This window comes from Pantoea sp. PNA 14-12, assembly GCF_004364735.1.
Classification (GTDB): Bacteria; Pseudomonadota; Gammaproteobacteria; order Enterobacterales; family Enterobacteriaceae; genus Pantoea; species Pantoea stewartii.
On sequence record NZ_SOAJ01000001.1, the window covers coordinates 74,324 to 95,719 of the forward strand.

Sequence of the window (21,396 nt, forward strand, 5' to 3'; positions counted from 1 at the left end):
GAAAAGCCATGTTGCGATCGCGATCTCCTCTTAGCGGTTAAGAGACTACCCGGAACCCGTGTGAGAGGAAGGACGCGACTGCGCGCCAGCCTGAGGGGATAAAACGCTTATCGCTCAGACAGATTGATCACGTGCAACGATCCCGATTTCTTGCTTTGCCTCTCATTTTTCGCCGTAAGCGCGATAAAACGTTTCATAACGAAACATAATAACGCAGTAAAACGTTCCCTTATGGAACGCTGAAGAGGGGCATTTTTTTTCCTGTCGACTCCGTAAGAATCACTCCACCGACGCGCTGCTTTTCGCCGTCTCGCTCTCCTGATAATGCTGTCCCTTTTGCTAAGGCAAGAGCGGCGGCAAACCGATGCTAACGGAGCATACCCATGAAAAAGCTGATTAATCGTGTGGAAGATGTATTGAGTGAACAACTTGCAGGCTTCGCTCGTGCCCATCCTGAAATGACGCTGCATCAGGATCCAGTTTGTATGACGCGCGCCGATGCGCCTGTCGCCGGAAAGGTTGCCTTACTGTCGGGCGGCGGAAGCGGCCATGAACCGATGCACTGCGGATTTATTGGTCCGGGCATGCTTTCGGGTGCCTGCCCGGGTGAGATTTTCACCTCGCCAACGCCGGATAAAATGTATGAATGCGCCATGAAAATTGACGGTGGTGAAGGCGTACTGATGATAATCAAAAATTACACCGGTGATATTCTCAACTTCGAAACCGCCACCGAGCTGCTGCACGAAAGCGGTGTAAAAGTCACCACAGTGGTGGTTGACGATGACGTGGCCGTAAAAGACAGTCTCTACACGACAGGACGACGTGGTGTGGCGAATACGGTACTGATTGAAAAACTGCTTGGCGCCGCAGCGGAGCGGGGCGATTCACTGGAAGCCTGTGCGGCGCTGGGACGTAAACTCAATAACCTGGGCCACTCGATCGGTATTGCGTTAGGCGCCTGTACCGTGCCCGCCGCCGGCAAACGCTCGTTCGAACTCCAGGACAACGAAATGGAGTTCGGTGTAGGGATTCATGGCGAACCCGGCATCGACCGCCGTACTTTTACCTCGCTGGACAAGACGGTCGATGAGATGTTCGACACGCTGCTGGAGAATGGCAACTACAGCCGTACCCTACGTCACTGGGATCAAAACAACGGAAGCTGGCAAGAGGTTAAACACAGCAAGCAGGCATTAACCCGCGGCGATCGTGTGATTGCGCTGGTTAATAATCTGGGCGCTACGCCACTGTCAGAACTGTATGGTGTTTATAACCGTCTGGCTCAGCGTTGCGACGAAAGCGGCATCACTATCGCGCGAAATCTGGTGGGCAGCTACTGCACATCGCTGGATATGGTGGGCTTTTCCATCACGCTGTTAAGCGTGGATGATGAGGCCCTGTCACTGTGGGATGCCCCGGTACACACACCTGCCCTGAACTGGGGCTGTTAAGGAGTTCGACATGTCACTTACCCGCGCCCAAATTGTGAACTGGCTTTACCGCTGTGGTGAAGTTTTTACCCGTGAAAGTGATTTTCTCACCGGCCTGGATCGCGAAATTGGCGACGCCGATCACGGCTTAAATATGCACCGGGGTTTCAGTAAGGTGGTCGAGAAGCTGCCCGCGATTGCCGATAAGGATATTGGCTTTATCCTCAAAAATACCGGCATGACGCTGCTTTCCAATGTGGGCGGTGCCAGCGGGCCGTTGTTTGGCACTTTCTTTATCCGGGCGGCGCAGGTCACACAGGCACATCAGAGCCTGACGCTGGAAGAGCTGTATCAAATGATACGCGAAGGGGCCGAAGGCGTGGTGAATCGAGGAAAAGCGGAACCCGGCGATAAAACGATGTGTGATGTCTGGCTTGCGGTGGTGGCGTCACTGCGGCACGCCAGTGAGCAAAATATGTCGGTCATCGCCGCGCTGGATGCCGCCTGCGAGCAGGCAGAAACGGCCGCTCACGCCACCATTACAATGCAGGCCCGCAAAGGCCGCGCCAGTTACCTGGGAGAGCGCAGTATTGGTCATCAGGATCCGGGGGCAACATCGGTGATGTTTATGATGCAGATGCTGGCTGCCGCCGCCAAAGCTTAAGGAGAAGCACATGGTAAATCTGGTGATCGTGTCACACAGTGCGTTGCTGGGTAACGGCGTGGAGATGCTGGCGCGACAAATGTTAACCGGCGATCGCTGCAAGCTGGCGGTCGCTGCCGGCATTGACGATCCTGATCATCCGATTGGCACGGATCCCGTGAAAGTGATGGCGGCGATCGAATCGGTGGCAGATGCGGATCATGTTCTGGTCATGATGGACATGGGAAGTGCGCTGTTAAGTGCAGAAACGGCGCTTGAGCTGCTTGATCCTGCCATTGCGGCCAAAGTGCGTTTGTGTGCCGCACCGCTGGTGGAAGGTACGCTGGCGGCAACCGTCAGTGCGGCGGCGGGTGCCGATATCGAAAAGGTGATGACGGTGGCCATGAAGGCGCTGGAGGCGAAGCAGGCACAACTGGGTATTGCATCTGATAGTGCCGTTGCCAGCGTCGCCACCGTTAACCCACACGAGGACGCACAATCGGTCACGGTGACCGTAAAAAATCACCATGGCCTGCACGTCCGTCCTGCTTCACGGCTTGTGACCACGCTGGCTGGTTTTGATGCGGAGTTGGTACTGAAAAAAGATAACCAGTGTGTCACGCCAGACAGTCTCAACCAGATTGCTCTGCTGCAGGTGCGCTGTAACGATCAGATTACCTTGTCGGCACGTGGCCCCGAAGCGGGCGCTGCGCTGGAAGCGTTCACCTCTCTGGCGGCGGAAAATTTTGGCGAGCAACCTGAAACGATGTCGCTCAGGACAACGGTACCGGACACGGGACAGGTGCAGGGTAAAGCGGTGTTTTATCCCTTGCCGCTGGCGCAGCCTGACCGGCGTCCATGTGCCGATGAGCAGCAGGAATGCCGACGGCTGAAGCAGGCAATCGCTGACACTCTCTGTGATCTGGATGCGCTGCATAAACGGGCAGAAGCGAATTATGGCGAGGCGGTAGCCGCTATTTTCGCCGGGCATCACACGTTGCTGGATGATGCCGATATGTTTGATGAAGCCTGCGAGAAGATTCGCGCGGCACGGTGCTGTGCCGAATCCGCCTGGTATGAGGTGCTCATGGCGCTAAGTCAGCAATACCGGCAACTGGATGATGCTTACCTGCAGGCGAGATTTATCGATATTCAAGACATCCTGCACCGCACCCTGTGTCACCTTAGCGGTCGTGAGATTACGCTTCCAACACCGGATGTCCCCGCGATTCTGATTGCCGATGACATCTTTCCCTCTGCGGTCGCCAGTCTGGATGTGAAGCAGATAAAAGGCATTTGCCTGCGGGAGGGCAGTGCGCTCTCTCACGCTGCCATTATTGCCCGCGAAGCCGGTGTTGCCTTTCTCTGTCAGCAGGGTGATATGCTGGATATCATTCAGCCAGAGGACAGGCTGATGATAGATGTCGCCGGGCAACAGATCAGAAGTCTTTAGTGCTTTTCATTCGCCCCTGATGAGGTCTTCGGGGGCTTTATTTCCCTTAAAAGACCGCAATTGTACGTTGATTTTAATATCAATTTCTTATTAACAGGGCGGTGGTTGCGGCTCAGTAGGTCAGTCAAAGGGGCAATAGGAGTTTGGCTGCCAATCAGGTGATGAACGCCGTTTTAACTGGTGTACAGATTTGTCAGCCAGTGAGGGACAGGATGATCCAGCCAACGTCGTTGGCATCAGCATTTCATTCTCAATACAGCAACACAACTCAGAACCAACTTTGCAATCTCATTTAGTCAGCGGCTCAATTAATAACTGAGGCCGGAATCGGATTATCAACGCCACCTGAAAAAGCCATGGGCCCTGCCAACGGAGACTTAGTTAATTACGGCAGTCAGCTGAAAGGGCGTGGCGATTTAGCATTACCTAAGGTAAATAAAATCGCTCTGTCAGGCGCGACATGAAAGAGTCCAGTTATGGCTCATGCGGCAGCTTCACTTTTGTCTCTATAACAAGGTCCGGTTAAATCTCAGGCCGGGGCGGATAAAAACCGTCTGGATACGGGAACGCTGGGTTTTACCGATCTGCATAACGCGGCCGACTACAAAACGGAACATCAGGACATCGGCATGAGCTCGGGTGCCAGCATGGCGGGCCAGTTCGCCGGGAATATGGCTAACACCATGCTGGCAGGCGCTGACGGAAAAGGGCATGCTGAAGGAACTACCCGGTCAGCGGTGGCTGACGGGACGACAGTGGTGCGTAATCAGGCTGACCAGAAGCAGGATACCGCCACGCTGAGTCGCGACACGGCACATGCCAACGACAGCATCAGCCCGATCTTTAACAAAGAGAAAGAACAGCAGCGACTGCAGACTGCGCAGATGATTGGCGAGATTGGCAGCCAGGTGGGCGATATTGTCGAAACGCAGGGCGCAATTGAAGCGACGCGCGCTGCAAATAATGACATGAAGCAGGCTAGTCCGGAAAAACTGCAGCAGGCTAAAACGGACTGGGAAAAAGCGAATCCGGGCAAGACGCCGACCAGTGAGCAAATCAGCAAGTAGGCCTGGCAGAGCTATTACGATAGTGCGCTCAGTGCTTCGCCTTTCGCTGTGGGTGGCAGCGTACAGCGCATTGTCACAGCCGCAACGGCTGCCGTACAGGGACTGGCTTCGGGTGATATCCGCGCCGCCGCCGGGGGCGCAGCCCCCTATATTGCCAACCTGATCGGGCATTCAGATTTAGACCCGGCCGGCCGGTTAATGGCGCATGCGGTTGTCAATGCGGCGCTTGCGGCCGCCCAGGACAAAAATATCGCAGCAGGGGCCGCAGAGGCGGTGACAGGCGAGCTGACCGGCATGCTGGCGAGCGAAATCTACGGCAAGCAGCCCTATGAGATGGATGACAGGGAGAAAGAAACCGTATCGGCGCTGGCAACACTGGCAGCGGGTCTTTCTGGGGGCCTGGCGGGGAGCGGGGCTGCAGATATGGTTACCGCTGCTCAGGCCGGGAAGGTTACGGTTGAGAATAATTTAATGAGGGGCGGCACAGAGCTAGGTCAGAAAGATTTTGTAAGAAAGCACGGTCAAGATATTGCATCCTGTGCTGATAATCCGGTTGGTGCAGCGTGTGAGCGTGGTAAGGCGATAAATGATGCACTGACAGTTGCGATCCCCGCCGGTCTGGGTGGTGGTTTACTCGCCGCCGCTACACCTGCAATTGCACGGATGGAGCAAGTCGCGTTACAGACCTGTAAGGACGAGCTGTATATATGTCTGCATAATATCGGTATTCAGTTATCGGAAGCTATAGTACCAGGCGGTATTGGCGCTGGCGGTGCAGTAGGTATCGGTAAAACTGCGGCAGCAACATTATATCCATCTAAAATTAGCATGATATCTAATGTTAAGGCCATAAGTGCAGACGAAGCAAATGCTCCTTTCATCAAGAGAGGCTGGAATGCTCCTTATGATTCAGCAACACAGGTTAGAACATTCACGATGACATCAGATTTGACTTTTGTGCGTGTTTCTACATCAAATAACCCTATAGGTGCATTTCTGGTTCGGGCGGATGAAATTGCAGGAATGACCCCTAAGCAAATTCAACAACATCTGGCCTTACCAAACGTACCAACACAAGTTGCGGAGGTTACTGTACCAGCTGTTACAAGAATGCAAGTTGTTAAGGTCGCCGCTCAACCTGAATTTGGAGCTTCCGAAAGCGGAAATGTGCAATATCAACTTTTAGATCAAATTTCAGATACTAGCTTTGGTGTTCCTGGACCGATAAAGTGAGAGTGTGATAATGAATGATAATGTTTTGAGCGAAGTTCTGCTTGATGATGGAAAAAAAATTGTAGTTATTAATCGATTAGGTATGCAGGATCTATATGGGAAAGTTGAGTGCGCACGGAATATTTATTATCTAAATGGAGATGGTGAGATGATTTGGAGGGTTTTTAGCAACTATGATGATGAGGGGAATCCCTTTACAAATATTAGATTAATATGTAATGAGATTGAAGCTTATAGATGGGATGGAGGGCGTTATTCCATAGATAAAGAATGTGGGTTTGCTACTCCTAAACAATTACTGAAATAAGGGAGAACCAGTGGATGTTATCAAAATTCCTGATGGAAAAGGACCAGCATTGATAACACGAGGATCAGGGCTGCCAGAGAAGCAGGTATAAATATTGAAGCGAATGTAAGAAGCTATAACGAGACATTAACACCTTCTGAAGTTGAACGTTTTGCAGACAGAAAACGTGATTTTGTTCCTCAAACTTGGGGGGAGGCAATAACAGGTAGAATAAATAAACAGTTTGGCGGCTTTTGTACCAATAATCCTTATGGATCAACTGAACCTCCCAGAGTAACAGGAAAAGGAAAGTAATAAATGGGTGTTTATTTATACACAAAGGACGAACTTCCTGATGATTTTAGATATCCGGCTTCCTATGCTGAAATAATGTCTATGGATATTATTCCTGACATTGAGCCGTGGTCTTTTATTTGTGAATCTCAGGAATCATCTTCATTCTGGATGAATGAATTAAAAGAAAGATACCCTACTCGAAAATTAGTGCCATTTGCTAAATTAAACTACTCTAACGATATAGCTTGTTTTGATGGTACAAACACAACAGGTGATCCAAGAGTCTATTATGTACATGCTTTTGCTTCGCCTGGCTGGGAAAATAGAGGTTATGTAGATAGCTTTAATGAATGGCTGAAAATGGCTAGCCTTGAATCATCCCGCTATAAGACAGAGCGAGACGGAGGTGAATAGTAATTATTGCTGAATAAACTGATAAGGCACTTTCTCTGTTAACCAGACGCCATTCTCAGCCTGAAAAAAAGTAAAACCCTGTTCATGCATGGTCCGAGCCTGAATCTTCAAAACGACAGGTTTTCCGTGACGCATGCCAACCTGAATTGCTGTACTTTCATCGCCAGATAAATGGACATATTGACGACTTTGAGGTTTAAGGCCTTCCCCAAAGATAGATACCAGAAAGCGTGTAGCAGTCCCATGATATAAAAGAGCAGGAGGTGTTTTTTCTTCATAACGGATATCCACCTGCTGAGAAGAATGTCCTTGTGCGGCTCGAATATGTAAGCCATCAGGAGAGAGGGTAAAACGTTTCTTCGCGCTTTTTTCAACAATAGTGCGAATGAGGTCCTTATCAAATTGATGGCCTTTTACTTTTGAAAGGCGGATCAATGTATCAATATCAGCCCACCCCTCCGCGTCGAGAGTTAACCCAATCGTTTCAGGTTTATGCCGTAAAATATAACTTAAAAACTTACTCGCTTCGGCGTGTATCTCTTTATCCATATCGCTCACCTTTATGATATTAATTACTTTAATAGTACTTCAGAACCTCACCATATTCCCATCCTGAAACCTCCCCACCACCCGTTCCCTTAACCACCTGTGCCCCAAATCCCGGTGCGATCGCGCATGCCACAGCATCACCAGCTCAAAGCCTGGAATCGCCATCGGCGGTAGCACGGTCATCAATCCCGGCATCATCGCCGCCACTCTCTCCGGCATCAACGCTACTAAATCGCTGGTGCTCAGCACGCTGCCCATCAACAGAAAGTGGGGTACAGAGAGTACCACTTTCCGGCTCAATCCTCTGGCTTCCAGCACGCTATCCGTCACCCCACAAAAGCCGCCGCCGTCTGGCGACACCACCACATGCTCCAGCGCGCAGAGCGCTTTGGCGGTGATAGCAGAATGCAGGGCGGGATGACCCTGACGGCCTGCTACCACATAGCGCTCCTGAAACAGTGGGCGGACATGTAATCCCTCTGGCACGCCGTCACGCAGATGAAGCACCAGATCGACCGTGCCTTTTTCCAGTTGTTGCGCGATGAGGGCCGGTTTCATTTCCAGTATCGCAAGCCGGGTGCCCGGCGCTTCCTGACGTAAGGTATTCATCAACGGCACCAGCGCGGTCTGCGCACCATAATCCGTGGCGGCAATGCGCCAGGTGATGTCTGCCTCTGCGGGCACAAAGGGTCCCGGCTCGGCTACGACTTCATCGATTCTGGCAACCAGTTCTTCAAGCGAAGGGCGTAATCCTTCTGCTCGTGCTGTGGGACGCATACCATGAGAAACCGGAATCAGTAGCGGATCGTTAAATAAAGTACGCAGGCGTTCCAGCCGGGCACTGACGGAAGGCTGGGAAAGGGTTAACCGTTCAGCGGCACGGCTGACGCTGTTTTCCTGTAGCAGGACGTTTAACGTGATCAACAAATTCAGATCGGGCTTCATGGTATCAGTCCTGTCTATAGCGACTATCCGTTCCTTTACTTTTACTGATAGCACAATCAGGCGCAGGCTACCTGTCTCTTTTATCAACACGGGATAGTTTATGAATGTGTTAATCGTTGTTGCTCACCCTGAACCCCGCTCGCTTAACGATGCGCTGGCGCGTTTTTCCGTCAGTCATCTGGAACGGCTGGGCCATCAGGTGCGCGTTTCCGATCTCTATGCCATGAACTGGGAGGCGCGCGTATCGCCTGCCGACACACAACATCGCCAACATGCCGAACGGTTTACTCCCTCACTGGAATCCACTCAGGCTTTTGAAGGTGGTTTCAAAGCGAAGACATCCAGCAGGAACAGGAAAAACTACTGTGGGCCGATGCGGTGATTTTACAATTCCCGTTATGGTGGTTTTCGATGCCCGCCATCTTGAAAGGCTGGATCGATCGTGTTTATGCCTGCGGGTTTGCCTACGGCGTAGGCGAACATTCAGATACGCACTGGGGCGATCGCTACGGTGAAGGTACGCTGGCAGGGAAGCGCGCCATGCTGGTGGTCACGATGGGCGGATGGGCGTCGCATTACAGTCCGCGCGGCATCAATGGGCATATTGATGACATCTTGTTTCCCATTCAGCATGGCATTCTGTTTTACCCCGGCTTTGACGTGCTGCCGCCGTTCACGGTTTACCGTACCGGCCGGATCGATAGTGTACGTTTTGATGCGCTCTGTCAGGAACTGAGTAAGCGGCTCGATAACCTGTTTATTACTGCACCTGTTGGCTATTATCGGCAAAACGGCGGGGATTACGCGATCCCCGAGTTAACCTTGCGTGACGATCTGGCAGCCGGTGAGCAGGGCCACAGAATCCACATTCGTCAAGGCTGAAGGCAGAACAGGGCAGAGGCACATCGTCTGGCTTATCTGCCCTGTTTGCATCGATTTCAAAATAACCCTTGCATGCAACGCGAGGATGTGACCTAATGAATCGTCGGTTTGATTAACAGACGCTATCAAAGTAAGTATCTACAGCAGTTCTCATCTCTAAGCCTGTCGCGAGACATTCCTTCTTTTTGAGTCTTCTCTTACGTTCTGATTGAAATCTGTTCTCAGGCCATTACGCCGGAAGGCTCAATTATTTAAGGAATTAAACATGTCTAACAAAATCCGCGGTACCGTTAAATGGTTCAACGCTGAGAAAGGCTTCGGTTTCATCTCTCCTCAGGACGGCAGCAAAGATGTATTCGTACACTTCTCTGCAATCCAGGGTACTGATTTCCGTACTTTAGATGAAGGTCAACAAGTTGAATTTACAGTAGAAAATGGTGCTAAAGGCCCTGCTGCTGCAAACGTTGTTGGTCTCTAAGGACTGAAAATTACGCGTTTCAAGTGTCCTCACTGTAATGGCTCGCAGTACCGTACATCACATTTCGATGTGACAAGAGCCAACCCGCATGGAGCAAAATGCATTTTTTGCAAAACGGTCGTTGTTCAGATTAACGCGACAAGGATTGCAACTCAGAGTCAGCCACAGGCGCTCTGAAAAGGCTAAAGAGCGTTATAGCGTTGTGCATTTACCGTAATCAAAAAGGCTGCCAGTGGCAGCCTTTTTTCATTCCCTTTTCGCGAAATGTAGAAGCCGGTTTCCAGGCTGCGCTTATACCATCAGCACAAGAACGCCGGCCCAGAACGCCAGACAGGCTATCACCATTGCAATCCAGCTCAGCTGACGTAAACGCCCGCGGAACAGGGGTTTACGTACGACAGGAAGCGCTTCACTCTGCATTTTCATAGTCTCATGTATTGAACGTTAGGTGACAGCAGGGCAGGGTTGTGCTGCCCGCTACGTTTTAACTTGCGGCTTCCAGCGCTTTGAAAATGACATCCGACAGTTCGTTTAATTCGAACTTGGCAACATAGCCATCAGCCCCGACTTTGCGAACGTGATCTTCGTTAGCACTGCCCGAAAGCGAGGAGTGGATCACGACGGGAATATGACGCAACGTGGTGTCGCGCTTGATGTTACGCGTGAGCGTAAAGCCGTCCATTTCCGGCATTTCCAGGTCGGTTAACACCAGCGCGATCTTGTCGTGAATGGATTCACCCTGCGACTGAGCCTGCTGGTGGATCGCTTTGATTTTTTCCCACGCTTCCAGGCCGGTGTTACACATGACGGCAGGAATGCCCATGCTCTTCAGGCCCTGCTCCAGCAACTGGCGGGCAACTTTGGAGTCTTCAGCCACAATCGCGACGGAACCGGGCTTCATTTTATACTGACGCTCTTTCGGCGCTTCAGGCTCCACGCCACGAACGGACGGGATGATGTCATAGAGAATCTGTTCGACATCCAGCACCATGGCCAGATTACTTTTTTGTTCGTCGTCATCCAGGCACGCGATACTGGTGATGTTACGTCCACCGATACCGGCTTCAGCGGTATGAACCTGGCTCCAGTTAAGACGCACGATGTTTTCAACGGATTCGACGGCAAACGCCTGCGTATTACGCGCGTATTCGGTCACCAGCAGCAAGTTCAGGCCCGTTTCAGGCACGCAACCGGCTACCGCAGGCAGGTCAATAACAGGAATGAACTGTCCACGAATGCTCGCCATGCCCAGCAACGGCGAACGCATGCCCGCAGCTTTCGTAATCGGCGGCATCGGAACAATTTCACGCAGTTTAAATACGTTTATCCCAAACAGCTCTGATTTACCTTTTAACTGGTCAGAGCCAAGGCGAAACAGCAGCAGCTCAAACTTATTCGATAAGGCGAGATTCGCTCTCTCATCGATCTCTTTCTGAAAATTATCCATCGTTGCCTCAGCGTCAGCGCAGCAGGTGAAAAAGGGTGTGATGAAGTTATCGGCAGCCATCGGAAAAAGGTGAGAGGGGAAAACGCACGTTAAGAGATTATTGTGCCAGGCTTAACAGTGAGAACGCAGCATGGATACTTTTCCCTATAAAGGAGTAAGCGATGAAAAAATTAGTACTGGCGACCTTACTGGCGGTAGCGACCACAGGGGCTTACGCGGAAGAAGGGGGCTTCAAGGCAGGTGATACGCCGCCGCCACAGCATAAACAGGATGCAGGCTACAAAGGGTCAGAAGACACAGGACAGACGCACATCGATCAGATTCGTGACTTTCGGCAGGGCGGTTACGTCACGCTGGAAGGTTATATCGTAAAAAAAGTCGCGGACAATAATTATCAGTTTCGTGACAGCACCGGCACTTTAACCATTATTGCGCCGAAGAAAACGTTCGATGGCAAAACCTATTCCGCTGACGACAAAGTTCGCGTCAGTGGTAAAGTGCACGGGAAAGGTGACAAAACCACGCTGCACGTTATGCGGATCGATGAGCCATAATCGGCAGGGCGAGAATGATTCTCGCCCTTTCTTTTAGTCTTTCAGCAGTACAGCCCAGCAGGTTTTGCCTTTGATTTTGCCCTGCTTAAGTTTGACCAGCGCAGATTTTGCCTGGGCCGCTTCAATCGCTACATAAGCGTGCGTCGGGGTGAGATCAATCTTACCGATCTGATCGGCGCGATAGCCTGCTTCTCCTGTCAGCGCACCCAGAATATCGCCGGGCCGAATCTTGGCCTTACGCCCACCATCAATGCAAATCGTCATCATGGCTGCCGGCAACGGCTTACTACTTTTCCTGAGCGCACTGGCGGCAACCCATGGCAGCTTCTGCTGCAGGAAATCTTCTAACGCATGCGCGCGCGCCATTTCATCGGCCGCGACAAAACTCACGGCAGCGCCTTCTTCGCCCGCCCGCGCGGTACGGCCGATACGATGCAGATGCACTTCGGGATCCCACGCCAGCTGGTAGTTCACCACCAGCGACAGCGACTTGATGTCCAGGCCGCGGGCCGCGACGTCCGTCGCCACCAGCACGCGACCACTGCCGTTAGCAAACCGGATCAGCACACGTTCGCGATCGCGTTGTTCGAGATCGCCATGCAGGGGCAGGGCGCTGATATCGCGGGCGTTAAGCGCAGCGGCAATATCATCACATTCGCGTTTGGTGTTGCAGAACACCACACAGGACGATGGCTGGCGTTCGCTGAGCAGGCTAATCAGCAGCGACAATTTTTCGCCGTGCGTCGCTTCAATAAATTGTTGTTCGATTGCCGGCAGTTCGCTGACCTCTTCCGTCACGACGCTCAGCGCATCACGTTGAAAGCGCTGGCTCAGTGTTGCAATGCCGTCTGGCCAGGTGGCAGAGAACAGCAGCGTCTGACGCGCGGCGGGCGTGGCGGCGATAATGGTTTCCATATCGTCACGAAAGCCCATTTCCAGCATCCGATCGGCTTCGTCCAGCACCAGCGTGCGCAGATTGTCGAGCTGCAGCGTTTCGCGCTTGAGATGGTCAAGAATACGGCCCGGCGTACCGACCACAATCTGCGGCGGATGCACCAGCGAATCGCGCTGCGCACTCATGGGCTGGCCGCCGCATAAGGTCAGAATTTTGATATTGCGCGTGAAGCGCGCTAACTGCCGCAGAACGTTGCTGACCTGATCGGCCAGTTCTCGCGTCGGACATAAAATCAGCGCCTGAGTCTGAAAACGCGCACTGTCGATATGATGCAACAGGCCAATACCAAATGCGGCCGTTTTGCCGCTGCCGGTTTTTGCCTGCGCACGAACGTCACGTCCGGCTAAGATAGCGGGCAGCGAGGCGGCCTGGACCGGCGTCATGCTGGTATAGCCCATCTCGCGCAGGTTATCGAGCTGACTATCGGGAAGAGAATTAAGCGAGGAAAAAGCGGTCACGGGTGCGGCCTCTGCGGCTGTAAGTTGGGGCATCATTGCGAGCGCAAGTCTGTCAGAAAGTGTACACAACAGCAATGTTAACCTGCAAACCCTGCGCCGGGCGGCGCTTTTATCTAAGAATAAACTGAAGATGAAAAAGATTAGTTGGGAAATTTTAATCAATTAAAGCGTCAGGTGTGAAACCGCTTACATGGACTAAGGCATTAAGATTAAGAATGTTTTTCCTAATATTTTCTTTGTAATACACAATTTAAAGTTAATCAGATTATTCCGCATTTGCGACGGAATTAACGCATTAATAATGCAAAAGTATCGCCAGAAGAGAAGATGAAAACGACTTGTAAACGCCTTTATATTGAGGAGGATACATCGATATCACTACTGGCAGAGGATTTTTTCATTGAATAATATCCCGCAGATCTTGCATGAAGACGTACTTAAAATCGTAGGTCGTGCAGTCCTGACATTGCATCTCTATGGGGAAAGCTTATCGGCAGATAAAGTGGCCTCTATGATTGGATGTTATGCCGAAGACGATCCGGTGGCTTCTGATGGCGCCCATCTCTATACGCTTGCGATGGCGTTAATGTCACAGACGAGGGAGGCTCGGGTTTAGCGTCGCCTTCATTCGGCTGTCCGCGCCCCATGCCAGCTCTCTGACAGGGGGCGCGTCCGCATCTGCACGCGGTTTCTGGTTTTACAGCGTCCTTTACCACTGCCTGTCAGTGAAAAACTCACTGCCAGTGCAGATCGGCAAATGTCACCAGTGCCTCTGCCAGCTGGCGCTGAAGCGCCTCATCCGGCTGGCGACAGAACAGCGCCAGCTCAAAAGTGTTAATCACCGGCAAGCCCTGCTGGTCGCCCAGCACACGATGTGCAGGCAGGCGACAGCTGGCAGGCAACAGCGTAACGCCCAGGCCCTGGGCACTGGCGGCAGACAGGGCCACAAGGCTGGCACTGCTGTAACCGATGCGCCAGCTGCGGCCCAGCCCATCCAGCGTCTGACAGATCTCCTCGCGATAAAGTCCCTGTTGAGGAAACAGGACCAGCGGCACCGGCGAATGCTCAAAGCAGGGATATGCGGCGCTGTCCAGCCATAACAGCGGCTCGGGTCGGGAAGCCAGCGGGCGTTCACCGTAAGGTTGCTTAATCAGCATGATATCCAGTTCCTCCCGCTGCCAGGCCCGACGTAGTTCTACCTGCATCCCGCTCATCACATCCAGCCGCATATGGGGATGTTCGCGACTGAACTGCGCCAGCAGGGCAGCCGTGGGGGCCGCAAAATCTTCCGGAACGCCAAGCCGCAGCACACCATCGCGCCACTTATCGCTCAACACATCGAGTGCTTCGCCATTCAGGGCAATGATACGGCGGGCATAACCCAGCAGCTTCTCGCCTTCCTCCGTGACGGTTACCTGATGTGATGAGCGGGCCAGCAGTGCTTTTCCCACCCTCTCTTCCAGTCGCCGCACCTGCTGGCTCACTGTTGATTGCGACAGGTGCACGCGATCGGCGGCACGGGTGAAGCTGGCGGTTTCGCAGACCGCAACAAAGCTCAGAAGCTGCTGGGGCGTGAACATAGGCTGGCGATTCATTTTTCCACTGCCTGTCATGATGATATTCCATTTCCAAATAGTAACGACAGCTGTCAGGCTGACAAGGTTTACTTCCAGGATGGCCCATGAAAAAAGAGAATATTGTGATCGTTACCGCCCTGGTGCTGGCGGGACTGAATATGCGTCCACTGATGACCTCCGTCAGTCCGTTGCTGGATCAGTTACGCGAAAGCATTGGACTCTCCGCCTTGGCAGCGTCACTGCTGCCTGCGATTCCCATGATGATGGGAGCGATAGCGTTAATCAGCGCACCACTTATGCAGCGTGTTCAACTGCGCGGACTGCTGTGTGGCGGACTGGCGCTATTAGTGTTGGCGCTCCTCAGCCGCCTTTTTGTAGCGCAAGGCGAATCGCTGGTAGGGAGCACGCTACCGGGCGGCATTGGTATCGGGATAGTGCAAATGGCGATGCCGGGCTTTATCCGCCAACGCTTTCCACAACGCAGTGCGATGATGACCGGGCTGTGGTCTGCGGCCCTGATGGGCGGGGGCGGACTGGGTGCCGCATTAACACCATGGTTAAGTGCTCACCTGAGCTGGCAGATGGCCCTCAGCAGTTGGGCCGTGCCTGCGCTGCTGGCCATCCTGCTTTGGGCATGGATGCCCGGGGTGACGTCGCCAGCGCGCGCGTCGGTCGTGATGCCTTCACTATGGCGCAACGCGCGCGCCTGGATGCTGGCGCTCAGCTTTGGTTTAGTGAATGGCGGTTATGCCATTTGCGTGGCCTGGTTGCCTGATTTCTACCATCAGCTCGGCTGGAGCGCGCAAGCGGGCGGAAGCCTGTTGGGCGTGATGATTACCTGCCAGGTCGGCGGAGCGATGGTGTTTCCGCTGTTGACGCGCGGCCCGGATCGACGGCCGCTGTTGCTGTTAACGCTGATTTTTCAGCTAAGCGGTATGCTTGGCCTCCTGTTTGCACCGCTTTACCATCCATGGCTGTGGGTGGGAATGGCGGGCGTGGGGCTGGGTGGTGCTTTTCCCCTGACGCTGGTGCTGGCGCTGGACCATCTGGCGCATCCGCAGGCGGGCGGACGACTGGTGGCGTTCATGCAAGGGATTGGCTTTATTATTGCCGGCAGTATGCCCTTTATCGCCGGTCAGTTACATGCACTGACCGGGGATTTCTCCACGATCTGGTGGCTCCAGTGCGGCGTTACGATTGGGCTGGTCGGGTTGAATCTGCGTTTTCATCCGCAAAGTTACAAATACGCCTTTCCACAACCGTGATTGGTCCGACCAAAACAGCTAAACCTTTTCAGTGCTTCACATAACGTTAAAATTAAAGCCGTAACTGTTGCCTTGGGTTAACAGCGGGTTAAGTATATGTAACGGATAAGCCCCAACTGGCAAAATTGGTAGGACCAATAAGCAGAGCGGGCGTGACAGATGCGCCCTGTGTTTATGCCCGTCGCGCATCGCTCTCATCACCTTTCTGGAGATAACGGCATGCAGGTCTGGCAGCAAAATTATGATCCGCTCAATAACATCTGGCTCTCCAGCCTGATTGCGTTACTGCCTGTTCTGTTTTTCTTTTTTGCGTTGATTAAGCTAAAGATGAAAGGCCATCAGGCTGCCACCATCACTGTCATGCTGGCGCTGGGAGTTGCGCTGCTGCTGTATCATATGCCGTGGCAGCAGGCGCTGGCCTCAGCGGCCTACGGCTTCCTGTACGGTCTGTGGCCCATTGCCTGGATTATCGTGGCCGCGGTCTTTGTCTATAAAATCTCGGTCAGGACCGGGCAGTTCGATATCATTCGCGCGTCCATCTTGTCGATCACGCCGGATCAGCGCTTACAGATGCTGATTGTCGGTTTTTCCTTTGGTGCCTTTTTAGAGGGCGCGGCAGGCTTTGGTGCGCCGGTGGCGATCACGGCTGCGTTGCTGGTAGGGCTGGGTTTTAATCCGCTTTATGCCGCAGGGTTATGCCTGATCGTGAATACTGCGCCGGTGGCGTTTGGTGCGATGGGTATTCCCATTATTGTGGCGGGGCAGGTTACCGGTCTGGACAGCTTTGCCATCGGTCAGATGGCCGGACGCCAGCTGCCTTTTTTAACCGTCATCGTGCTGTTCTGGATCATGGCGATCATGGATGGCTGGCGCGGGGTGAAAGAAACCTGGCCGGCGGTGATGGTTGCGGGTGGGTCGTTCGCGATAGCACAATTCCTGAGTTCAAATTTCCTGGGCCCGGCGTTACCCGATATTATCTCTTCGCTGGCATCACTGGTTTCCCTGACTCTGTTTCTGCGCGTCTGGCAGCCGGTTCGCATCTTTCGCTTCAGCGATGCCGAAAATCAGACGGCGACGCAACCCGCACGTCAGCAGACGTATACGACAAAGCAGGTCATTCGCGCCTGGATGCCCTTCCTGTTTCTCACCGCAACGGTAACGCTGTGGAGTATCCCGCCCTTTAAAGCGCTGTTTGCCAAAGGGGGTGCACTGGCCAACTGGGTGATGAGCATTCCCGTCCCTGGCCTGCATGACTGGATTACCCGGATACCGCCGGTTGTGGCACAGCCCAGCGCCTGGCCCGCCATTTTTAAACTGGATCTGCTGTCTGCAACCGGCACTGCCATTCTGATTGCGGCAATTGTGGCGATCATCTTTCTGAAAATGAAACCCAGAGCGGCAGTCGGGACATTTGTCGAAACACTGAAATCCCTGATGTTGCCCATCTACTCTATTGGTATGGTGCTGGCCTTTGCCTTTATCTCGAACTACTCGGGTTTATCAGCCACGCTGGCGCTGGCCTTAGCGCACACGGGCCATGCCTTTACCTTTTTCTCCCCCTTTCTGGGCTGGCTTGGCGTGTTTCTTACCGGTTCGGATACTTCCTCCAACGCGCTGTTTGCCGCGTTGCAGGCCACCACGGCGCAGCAGATTGGCGTTTCCGATATCCTGCTGGTGGCAGCGAATACCACGGGTGGCGTCACCGGTAAAATGATCTCTCCCCAGTCGATCGCTATTGCCTGTGCAGCGGTCGGTCTGGTCGGCAAAGAGTCTGATCTGTTCCGCTTCACCGTAAAGCACAGCCTGATCTTCACCGGCCTGGTTGGGGTGATGACCACGCTGCAGGCATACGTTTTTCCCTGGATGATCCCATGACACCAAACGATCCCTTACCGATGCGGCTTAAGCACTATATCCGCGATCATCAGCTTGAGCCGGGCATGCGTTTGCCCGCCGAGCGTCAGCTGGCGGCCGCGCTGGGCGTTTCCCGTTCGTCGCTGCGTGAAGCTATTCAGCAACTGATCAGCAGCGGCGTTTTGATGAGTCGGCGCGGTGACGGTACCTGGCTGCGTCAGCCGCAGGAGCCCTGGTCTGAGCAGCGCATCGTCGAGCCCATTCGTCAGCTTCTCGCCAACGATCCAGACTACCGTTACGACATTCTTGAAGCGCGCCATGCGATAGAGGGAAGCACGGCCTGGCATGCGGCGCTACGGGCTACCGAGTCAGATAAAGAGCGTCTGCGGTACGCCTTTGATGCTACGCTGGCGATGAAAGAGAGTGACGATCCCCATCTGGCCGGGCAGGCCGATCTGCGCTTTCATCTGGCCATCGCAGAAGCCTCACATAACATCGCGCTGCTGCAAACCATGCGGGGGTTATTCGATTTACTGCACTCGTCCATGCTGCACAGTCGTAAGCTGATGTACATCAGACCCGTGATTTTTGACCGCCTGACCGATCAGCACCGGGCGATGCTCGACGCGATTTTACTGGGCGATGCCGAGGCTGCCCGGTCAGCCGCCATGGATCATCTGGGTTTTGTCCACACCACGATGAAAACACTTGATGAAGACGAAGCCAGGCAGGCGCGAATTACGCGTTTGCCGGGTCATGACCTGCACAATCACAAGGAAAACCGCTGATGATCATCTCTGCCGCCAGTGACTATCGCGCCGCCGCGCAGCGCATTTTACCGCCTTTTCTGTTTCATTATCTGGATGGCGGTGCCTATGCAGAGCATACGCTACGGCGGAATGTTGCCGATCTGTCAGACGTGGCGCTGCGCCAGCGCATTCTCCGGAATATGTCGGCGCTCAGCCTGGAAACCACGCTGTTCAGTGAAACGCTGTCCATGCCCGTCGCGCTGGCACCGGTTGGGCTGTGTGGCATGTACGCGCGTCGGGGGGAAGTGCAGGCCGCGCGCGCTGCGGCGGGCAAAGGGATTCCGTTTACCTTATCGACCGTCTCCGTTTGCCCGATTGAGGAAGTGGCACCGCAAATCAGTCGGCCCATGTGGTTTCAACTGTACGTGCTGCGCGATCGCGGCTTTATGCGTAACGCCCTTGAGCGGGCAAAAGCGGCGGGCTGTACCACATTAGTATTTACCGTTGATATGCCAACGCCGGGCGCACGCTATCGCGATGCGCACTCGGGCATGAGCGGCAAGCACGCGGCCCTGCGCCGCTACTGGCAGGCTGTCACGCACCCACGCTGGGCACTGGATGTTGGGCTAAAGGGCCGACCACACGATCTGGGCAATATTTCCACCTATCTGGGCAAACCGACCGGGCTGGAAGACTATATTGGCTGGCTGGCAAAGAATTTCGATCCGTCGATTTCCTGGAAAGATCTGGAATGGATCCGTGAGTTCTGGGACGGGCCAATGGTGATTAAAGGCATTCTGGATCCGGAAGATGCCCGCGATGCGGTGCGGTTTGGTGCCGATGGCATTGTGGTCTCAAACCATGGCGGACGCCAGCTGGACGGCGTGTTGTCTTCGGCTCGTGCCTTACCGGCCATCGCGGATGCGGTGAAGGGGGATATGACGATTCTTGCCGACAGCGGCATCCGTAATGGGCTTGATGTGGTGCGCATGATTGCGTTGGGCGCAGATACTGTTCTGCTGGGACGGGCCTTTGTTTACGCGCTGGCCACACATGGCCAACGTGGCGTCGAACATCTGCTGACGCTGATTGAAAACGAAATGAAAGTCGCGATGACCTTAACAGGCGCTAAGTGTATAGCCGATATCAACCAGACGTCGCTGGTGCAGGCGAATGCGTTGCTGGGCGAAGTGGCCCTGCATCCGGCCTCATGCCCGGCAAACTGAGCGACGTTGTCTATACTTACCTTCTTTACCAACAGGAGGAATGATATGACCATTCATAAGAAAGGTTCGGCGCATTGGGAAGGCGATATCAAAGGCAAAGGCACAGTCAGCACAGAAAGTGGTGTACTGAACCAGCAACCTTACGGCTTTAACACCCGTTTCGAAGGGCAGAAAGGCACCAATCCGGAAGAGCTTATCGGCGCAGCACATGCCGCCTGTTTTTCAATGGCACTGTCGCTCATGTTAGGTAACGCAGGCCATAAACCTGAAAGCATTGATACCAGTGCCGATGTGTCGCTGGACAAAAAAGGTGAAGGCTTCGCGATTACGAAAGTGGCGCTGACCAGCACCATCTCGCTGCCGGGCATTGATAACGACACCTTTGATGAAATCATCAATAAAGCTAAAGCCGGCTGTCCGGTTTCGCAGGTGCTTAATGCAGAAATCACACTCGATTACACGCTGAATAACTGATTGCGTACCTGAGTCGCCTTCTGGCGGCTCCCGCGGTAATCTTGCAGCATCCGGATGCGCCTCAGGGCGCATTTTCGCTTTCTTCAGACGAACACTGAAATGGCAAAAAAGACGGAAAAGGGGGGCGGGTTTTGCTGAGCATGGGTGGCGGACTGCTGCTGATCCACAGGGCCGCAATGCTATGGGGCTGAAATCCTGGCTGTCGCGCCACAAACTCGGCGTGTTGCTGATGGTGGTACTGCTGCTGGAGGTAATCTGTTTCCTTCTTACCGCCTCGTGGCTGCCATGGAATGCATGACAGCAATCAGGCGTAAATCTCTTCACTCCGCTTCACACGTACATCCGTGCGCGCAATACGGTACGCCTTGCCGGGATCGCCCGCGACAAACTCAAACGTAGGTGAGTAGTAAAACGGCAGCCAGCCACCGTATCCGCTTTCCCATTCCCAGCGAACCGGACAGGGCCACAGAATGCCTTCATACAAAATGTAATAAACCCAACGCCCGGTAGGACGGCGGGGACGACTACTTTTCATGGGATTCACAACTGTGTTGGTGTAGAACAGCTTATATTTTGAACGTTAAGCGGCAACCTTGCAATGTCATCGGCTACTTTTTGTGCCATTCGCCCTGTACCGCTTTCTTAACGATGCACTTCGCCACATATCAGCACGACGTTAGGACGCACTTTATGGATACGATTTGCCATGACTTCACAGGCGGTTTTCGTCGGATAAATGCGTTCTGACACCGGTAAAGCTTCACAGGCATCGTGTCCACACGCGCTGACCAATAACACAAAACCAATTAACATAACCGACTCCTTATCCCGGTCCGCGTACTGCGAGAAGGGTGAGTGTTCCTTTATATATCACCAGTATAGCTAATTGCCGCCGGACGCCCGTGTCACGGCAGTCGGTATCGGATTGCTCTGAGCAATTATACGCGTTACCCGCTTATCAGGCAGTGAATTCTTACCCATCACTGCGATGGACAGCGCCGACGATATGGCTGAGTGAACCGCCGTTTTATTGCCTCAGCATGACGAGAAACGGGCTTCCTGATAAGGCTTATTCAGGTGTTTATTCGCCCTCAATCTCTTTAATGCTCGCGTTTTGATACTTCTCACACTTCTGATACGCAAATCTGAAACCGGTT

At 53.4% G+C, this 21,396-nt stretch carries 23 protein-coding genes and 1 pseudogene; 16 read left to right on the top strand and 8 right to left on the bottom strand.

The genetic code is table 11. The features are described 5' to 3' along the window. Positions 1-383 precede the first annotated feature (383 nt). From dhaK to C7434_RS00405, 7 genes are all read left to right on the top strand, one after another. The gene (gene dhaK / locus C7434_RS00375) at positions 384-1,454 is read left to right on the top strand and encodes a dihydroxyacetone kinase subunit DhaK (protein WP_133745030.1); all 1,071 of its coding nucleotides are present in this window, start codon (positions 384-386) and stop codon (positions 1,452-1,454) included. A gap of 10 nt (positions 1,455-1,464) precedes the next feature. Continuing rightward, positions 1,465-2,097: a dihydroxyacetone kinase subunit DhaL gene (gene dhaL / locus C7434_RS00380; protein ID WP_006118067.1), complete on the top strand. Its 633-nt coding sequence runs from the start codon at positions 1,465-1,467 to the stop codon at positions 2,095-2,097. A 10-nt stretch (positions 2,098-2,107) separates the two neighbouring features. Further along, positions 2,108-3,529: a dihydroxyacetone kinase phosphoryl donor subunit DhaM gene (gene dhaM, locus C7434_RS00385; protein ID WP_133745031.1), complete on the top strand. Its 1,422-nt coding sequence runs from the start codon at positions 2,108-2,110 to the stop codon at positions 3,527-3,529. A gap of 629 nt (positions 3,530-4,158) precedes the next feature. Next, entirely contained in the window at positions 4,159-4,596 is a 438-nt protein-coding gene (locus C7434_RS22285) for a hypothetical protein (protein ID WP_269751337.1), read from the top strand. A gap of 198 nt (positions 4,597-4,794) precedes the next feature. Then, positions 4,795-5,829, top strand: coding sequence for a VENN motif pre-toxin domain-containing protein (locus C7434_RS22290; protein ID WP_269751338.1), 1,035 nt, complete (start codon positions 4,795-4,797; stop codon positions 5,827-5,829). 10 nt (positions 5,830-5,839) lie between these two features. After that, on the top strand, positions 5,840-6,136 hold the full coding sequence (locus tag C7434_RS00395; protein ID WP_133745032.1) for a hypothetical protein: 297 nt from the start codon (positions 5,840-5,842) through the stop codon (positions 6,134-6,136). Between the two features lie 297 nt (positions 6,137-6,433). Beyond that, entirely contained in the window at positions 6,434-6,826 is a 393-nt protein-coding gene (locus C7434_RS00405; RefSeq protein WP_133745033.1) for an SMI1/KNR4 family protein, read from the top strand. A gap of 3 nt (positions 6,827-6,829) precedes the next feature. Here C7434_RS00405 and C7434_RS00410 read toward each other — a convergent pair whose 3' ends face one another. Both C7434_RS00410 and C7434_RS00415 read right to left on the bottom strand, forming a co-directional pair. Continuing rightward, entirely contained in the window at positions 6,830-7,375 is a 546-nt protein-coding gene (locus C7434_RS00410; protein WP_133745034.1) for an RNA 2'-phosphotransferase, read from the bottom strand. A 39-nt stretch (positions 7,376-7,414) separates the two neighbouring features. After that, positions 7,415-8,320: a LysR family transcriptional regulator gene (locus C7434_RS00415; RefSeq protein WP_133745035.1), complete on the bottom strand. Its 906-nt coding sequence runs from the start codon at positions 8,318-8,320 to the stop codon at positions 7,415-7,417. Positions 8,321-8,420: 100 nt separating this feature from the next. Between C7434_RS00415 and C7434_RS00420 the strand changes: the two are divergent. From C7434_RS00420 to C7434_RS22080, 3 genes and pseudogenes are all read left to right on the top strand, one after another. Beyond that, positions 8,421-9,202, top strand: a pseudogene (locus C7434_RS00420) (NAD(P)H-dependent oxidoreductase). A 265-nt stretch (positions 9,203-9,467) separates the two neighbouring features. After that, the gene (gene cspA / locus C7434_RS00425; RefSeq protein WP_006118073.1) at positions 9,468-9,680 is read left to right on the top strand and encodes an RNA chaperone/antiterminator CspA; all 213 of its coding nucleotides are present in this window, start codon (positions 9,468-9,470) and stop codon (positions 9,678-9,680) included. A gap of 9 nt (positions 9,681-9,689) precedes the next feature. Continuing rightward, entirely contained in the window at positions 9,690-9,857 is a 168-nt protein-coding gene (locus C7434_RS22080) for a cold-shock protein (RefSeq protein ID WP_133745292.1), read from the top strand. Between the two features lie 114 nt (positions 9,858-9,971). Here C7434_RS22080 and C7434_RS22295 read toward each other — a convergent pair whose 3' ends face one another. Continuing rightward, positions 9,972-10,106 carry a hypothetical protein gene (locus tag C7434_RS22295; RefSeq protein ID WP_255421330.1) on the bottom strand — a complete coding sequence of 45 codons (135 nt, stop codon included), beginning with the start codon at positions 10,104-10,106 and terminating at the stop codon, positions 9,972-9,974. 58 nt (positions 10,107-10,164) lie between these two features. Next, a complete protein-coding gene (locus C7434_RS00435) occupies positions 10,165-11,127 on the bottom strand; it encodes a chemotaxis protein (protein WP_006118075.1) in 963 nt (320 codons plus the stop codon). Positions 11,128-11,288: 161 nt separating this feature from the next. On the opposite strand from C7434_RS00435, the gene C7434_RS00440 reads away from it, so the two are divergent. Then, positions 11,289-11,681 carry a NirD/YgiW/YdeI family stress tolerance protein gene (locus C7434_RS00440; RefSeq protein WP_006118076.1) on the top strand — a complete coding sequence of 131 codons (393 nt, stop codon included), beginning with the start codon at positions 11,289-11,291 and terminating at the stop codon, positions 11,679-11,681. A gap of 33 nt (positions 11,682-11,714) precedes the next feature. On the opposite strand, the gene dbpA is transcribed toward C7434_RS00440, so the two are convergent. Together dbpA and C7434_RS00455 are read right to left on the bottom strand one after the other, a co-directional pair. Further along, a complete protein-coding gene (dbpA, locus tag C7434_RS00445) occupies positions 11,715-13,094 on the bottom strand; it encodes an ATP-dependent RNA helicase DbpA (RefSeq protein WP_133745293.1) in 1,380 nt (459 codons plus the stop codon). 734 nt (positions 13,095-13,828) lie between these two features. Continuing rightward, complete coding sequence (locus C7434_RS00455; RefSeq protein ID WP_033738778.1) at positions 13,829-14,689, bottom strand: LysR family transcriptional regulator; 861 nt, start codon at positions 14,687-14,689, stop codon at positions 13,829-13,831. Between the two features lie 86 nt (positions 14,690-14,775). Here C7434_RS00455 and C7434_RS00460 point away from each other — a divergent pair, with 86 nt between their 5' ends. From C7434_RS00460 to C7434_RS00480, 5 genes are all read left to right on the top strand, one after another. Beyond that, positions 14,776-15,936, top strand: a complete 1,161-nt coding sequence (locus tag C7434_RS00460; protein WP_133745036.1) for a cyanate transporter — start codon at positions 14,776-14,778, stop codon at positions 15,934-15,936. A gap of 219 nt (positions 15,937-16,155) precedes the next feature. Continuing rightward, the gene (lldP, locus tag C7434_RS00465; protein ID WP_033738598.1) at positions 16,156-17,811 is read left to right on the top strand and encodes an L-lactate permease; all 1,656 of its coding nucleotides are present in this window, start codon (positions 16,156-16,158) and stop codon (positions 17,809-17,811) included. Next, the gene (gene lldR / locus C7434_RS00470) at positions 17,808-18,578 is read left to right on the top strand and encodes a transcriptional regulator LldR (RefSeq protein ID WP_133745037.1); all 771 of its coding nucleotides are present in this window, start codon (positions 17,808-17,810) and stop codon (positions 18,576-18,578) included. The genes lldP and lldR overlap by 4 nt, the downstream gene beginning before the upstream one ends. Then, the gene (lldD, locus tag C7434_RS00475; RefSeq protein WP_133745038.1) at positions 18,578-19,765 is read left to right on the top strand and encodes an FMN-dependent L-lactate dehydrogenase LldD; all 1,188 of its coding nucleotides are present in this window, start codon (positions 18,578-18,580) and stop codon (positions 19,763-19,765) included. The genes lldR and lldD overlap by 1 nt, the downstream gene beginning before the upstream one ends. Positions 19,766-19,810: 45 nt before the next feature. Continuing rightward, a complete protein-coding gene (locus C7434_RS00480) occupies positions 19,811-20,239 on the top strand; it encodes an OsmC family protein (RefSeq protein WP_006118083.1) in 429 nt (142 codons plus the stop codon). A 304-nt stretch (positions 20,240-20,543) separates the two neighbouring features. Here C7434_RS00480 and C7434_RS00485 read toward each other — a convergent pair whose 3' ends face one another. Together C7434_RS00485 and C7434_RS21875 are read right to left on the bottom strand one after the other, a co-directional pair. Next, a complete protein-coding gene (locus tag C7434_RS00485) occupies positions 20,544-20,774 on the bottom strand; it encodes a hypothetical protein (RefSeq protein WP_006118085.1) in 231 nt (76 codons plus the stop codon). Between the two features lie 107 nt (positions 20,775-20,881). Beyond that, positions 20,882-21,052 carry a hypothetical protein gene (locus C7434_RS21875; protein WP_006118086.1) on the bottom strand — a complete coding sequence of 57 codons (171 nt, stop codon included), beginning with the start codon at positions 21,050-21,052 and terminating at the stop codon, positions 20,882-20,884. Positions 21,053-21,396 lie beyond the last annotated feature (344 nt).

What these genes read in the sequence shown, in the direction of transcription:
- C7434_RS21875 (WP_006118086.1), bottom strand. Translation starts at nt 21,052, where the DNA reads ATGTTAATTGGTTTTGTGTTATTGGTCAGCGCGTGTGGACACGATGCC.
- C7434_RS22290 (WP_269751338.1), top strand. Translation starts at nt 4,795, where the DNA reads ATGGCGCATGCGGTTGTCAATGCGGCGCTTGCGGCCGCCCAGGACAAA.
- C7434_RS00460 (WP_133745036.1), top strand. Translation starts at nt 14,776, where the DNA reads ATGAAAAAAGAGAATATTGTGATCGTTACCGCCCTGGTGCTGGCGGGA.
- C7434_RS00480 (WP_006118083.1), top strand. Translation starts at nt 19,811, where the DNA reads ATGACCATTCATAAGAAAGGTTCGGCGCATTGGGAAGGCGATATCAAA.
- C7434_RS22295 (WP_255421330.1), bottom strand. Translation starts at nt 10,106, where the DNA reads ATGAAAATGCAGAGTGAAGCGCTTCCTGTCGTACGTAAACCCCTGTTC.
- C7434_RS22285 (WP_269751337.1), top strand. Translation starts at nt 4,159, where the DNA reads ATGAGCTCGGGTGCCAGCATGGCGGGCCAGTTCGCCGGGAATATGGCT.
- dhaL (WP_006118067.1), top strand. Translation starts at nt 1,465, where the DNA reads ATGTCACTTACCCGCGCCCAAATTGTGAACTGGCTTTACCGCTGTGGT.
- C7434_RS00485 (WP_006118085.1), bottom strand. Translation starts at nt 20,774, where the DNA reads ATGAAAAGTAGTCGTCCCCGCCGTCCTACCGGGCGTTGGGTTTATTAC.
- lldD (WP_133745038.1), top strand. Translation starts at nt 18,578, where the DNA reads ATGATCATCTCTGCCGCCAGTGACTATCGCGCCGCCGCGCAGCGCATT.
- cspA (WP_006118073.1), top strand. Translation starts at nt 9,468, where the DNA reads ATGTCTAACAAAATCCGCGGTACCGTTAAATGGTTCAACGCTGAGAAA.
- C7434_RS00435 (WP_006118075.1), bottom strand. Translation starts at nt 11,127, where the DNA reads ATGGATAATTTTCAGAAAGAGATCGATGAGAGAGCGAATCTCGCCTTA.
- C7434_RS00440 (WP_006118076.1), top strand. Translation starts at nt 11,289, where the DNA reads ATGAAAAAATTAGTACTGGCGACCTTACTGGCGGTAGCGACCACAGGG.
- C7434_RS00455 (WP_033738778.1), bottom strand. Translation starts at nt 14,689, where the DNA reads ATGAATCGCCAGCCTATGTTCACGCCCCAGCAGCTTCTGAGCTTTGTT.
- C7434_RS00415 (WP_133745035.1), bottom strand. Translation starts at nt 8,320, where the DNA reads ATGAAGCCCGATCTGAATTTGTTGATCACGTTAAACGTCCTGCTACAG.
- C7434_RS00405 (WP_133745033.1), top strand. Translation starts at nt 6,434, where the DNA reads ATGGGTGTTTATTTATACACAAAGGACGAACTTCCTGATGATTTTAGA.
- lldR (WP_133745037.1), top strand. Translation starts at nt 17,808, where the DNA reads ATGACACCAAACGATCCCTTACCGATGCGGCTTAAGCACTATATCCGC.
- dhaK (WP_133745030.1), top strand. Translation starts at nt 384, where the DNA reads ATGAAAAAGCTGATTAATCGTGTGGAAGATGTATTGAGTGAACAACTT.
- lldP (WP_033738598.1), top strand. Translation starts at nt 16,156, where the DNA reads ATGCAGGTCTGGCAGCAAAATTATGATCCGCTCAATAACATCTGGCTC.
- dhaM (WP_133745031.1), top strand. Translation starts at nt 2,108, where the DNA reads ATGGTAAATCTGGTGATCGTGTCACACAGTGCGTTGCTGGGTAACGGC.
- C7434_RS00410 (WP_133745034.1), bottom strand. Translation starts at nt 7,375, where the DNA reads ATGGATAAAGAGATACACGCCGAAGCGAGTAAGTTTTTAAGTTATATT.
- C7434_RS00395 (WP_133745032.1), top strand. Translation starts at nt 5,840, where the DNA reads ATGAATGATAATGTTTTGAGCGAAGTTCTGCTTGATGATGGAAAAAAA.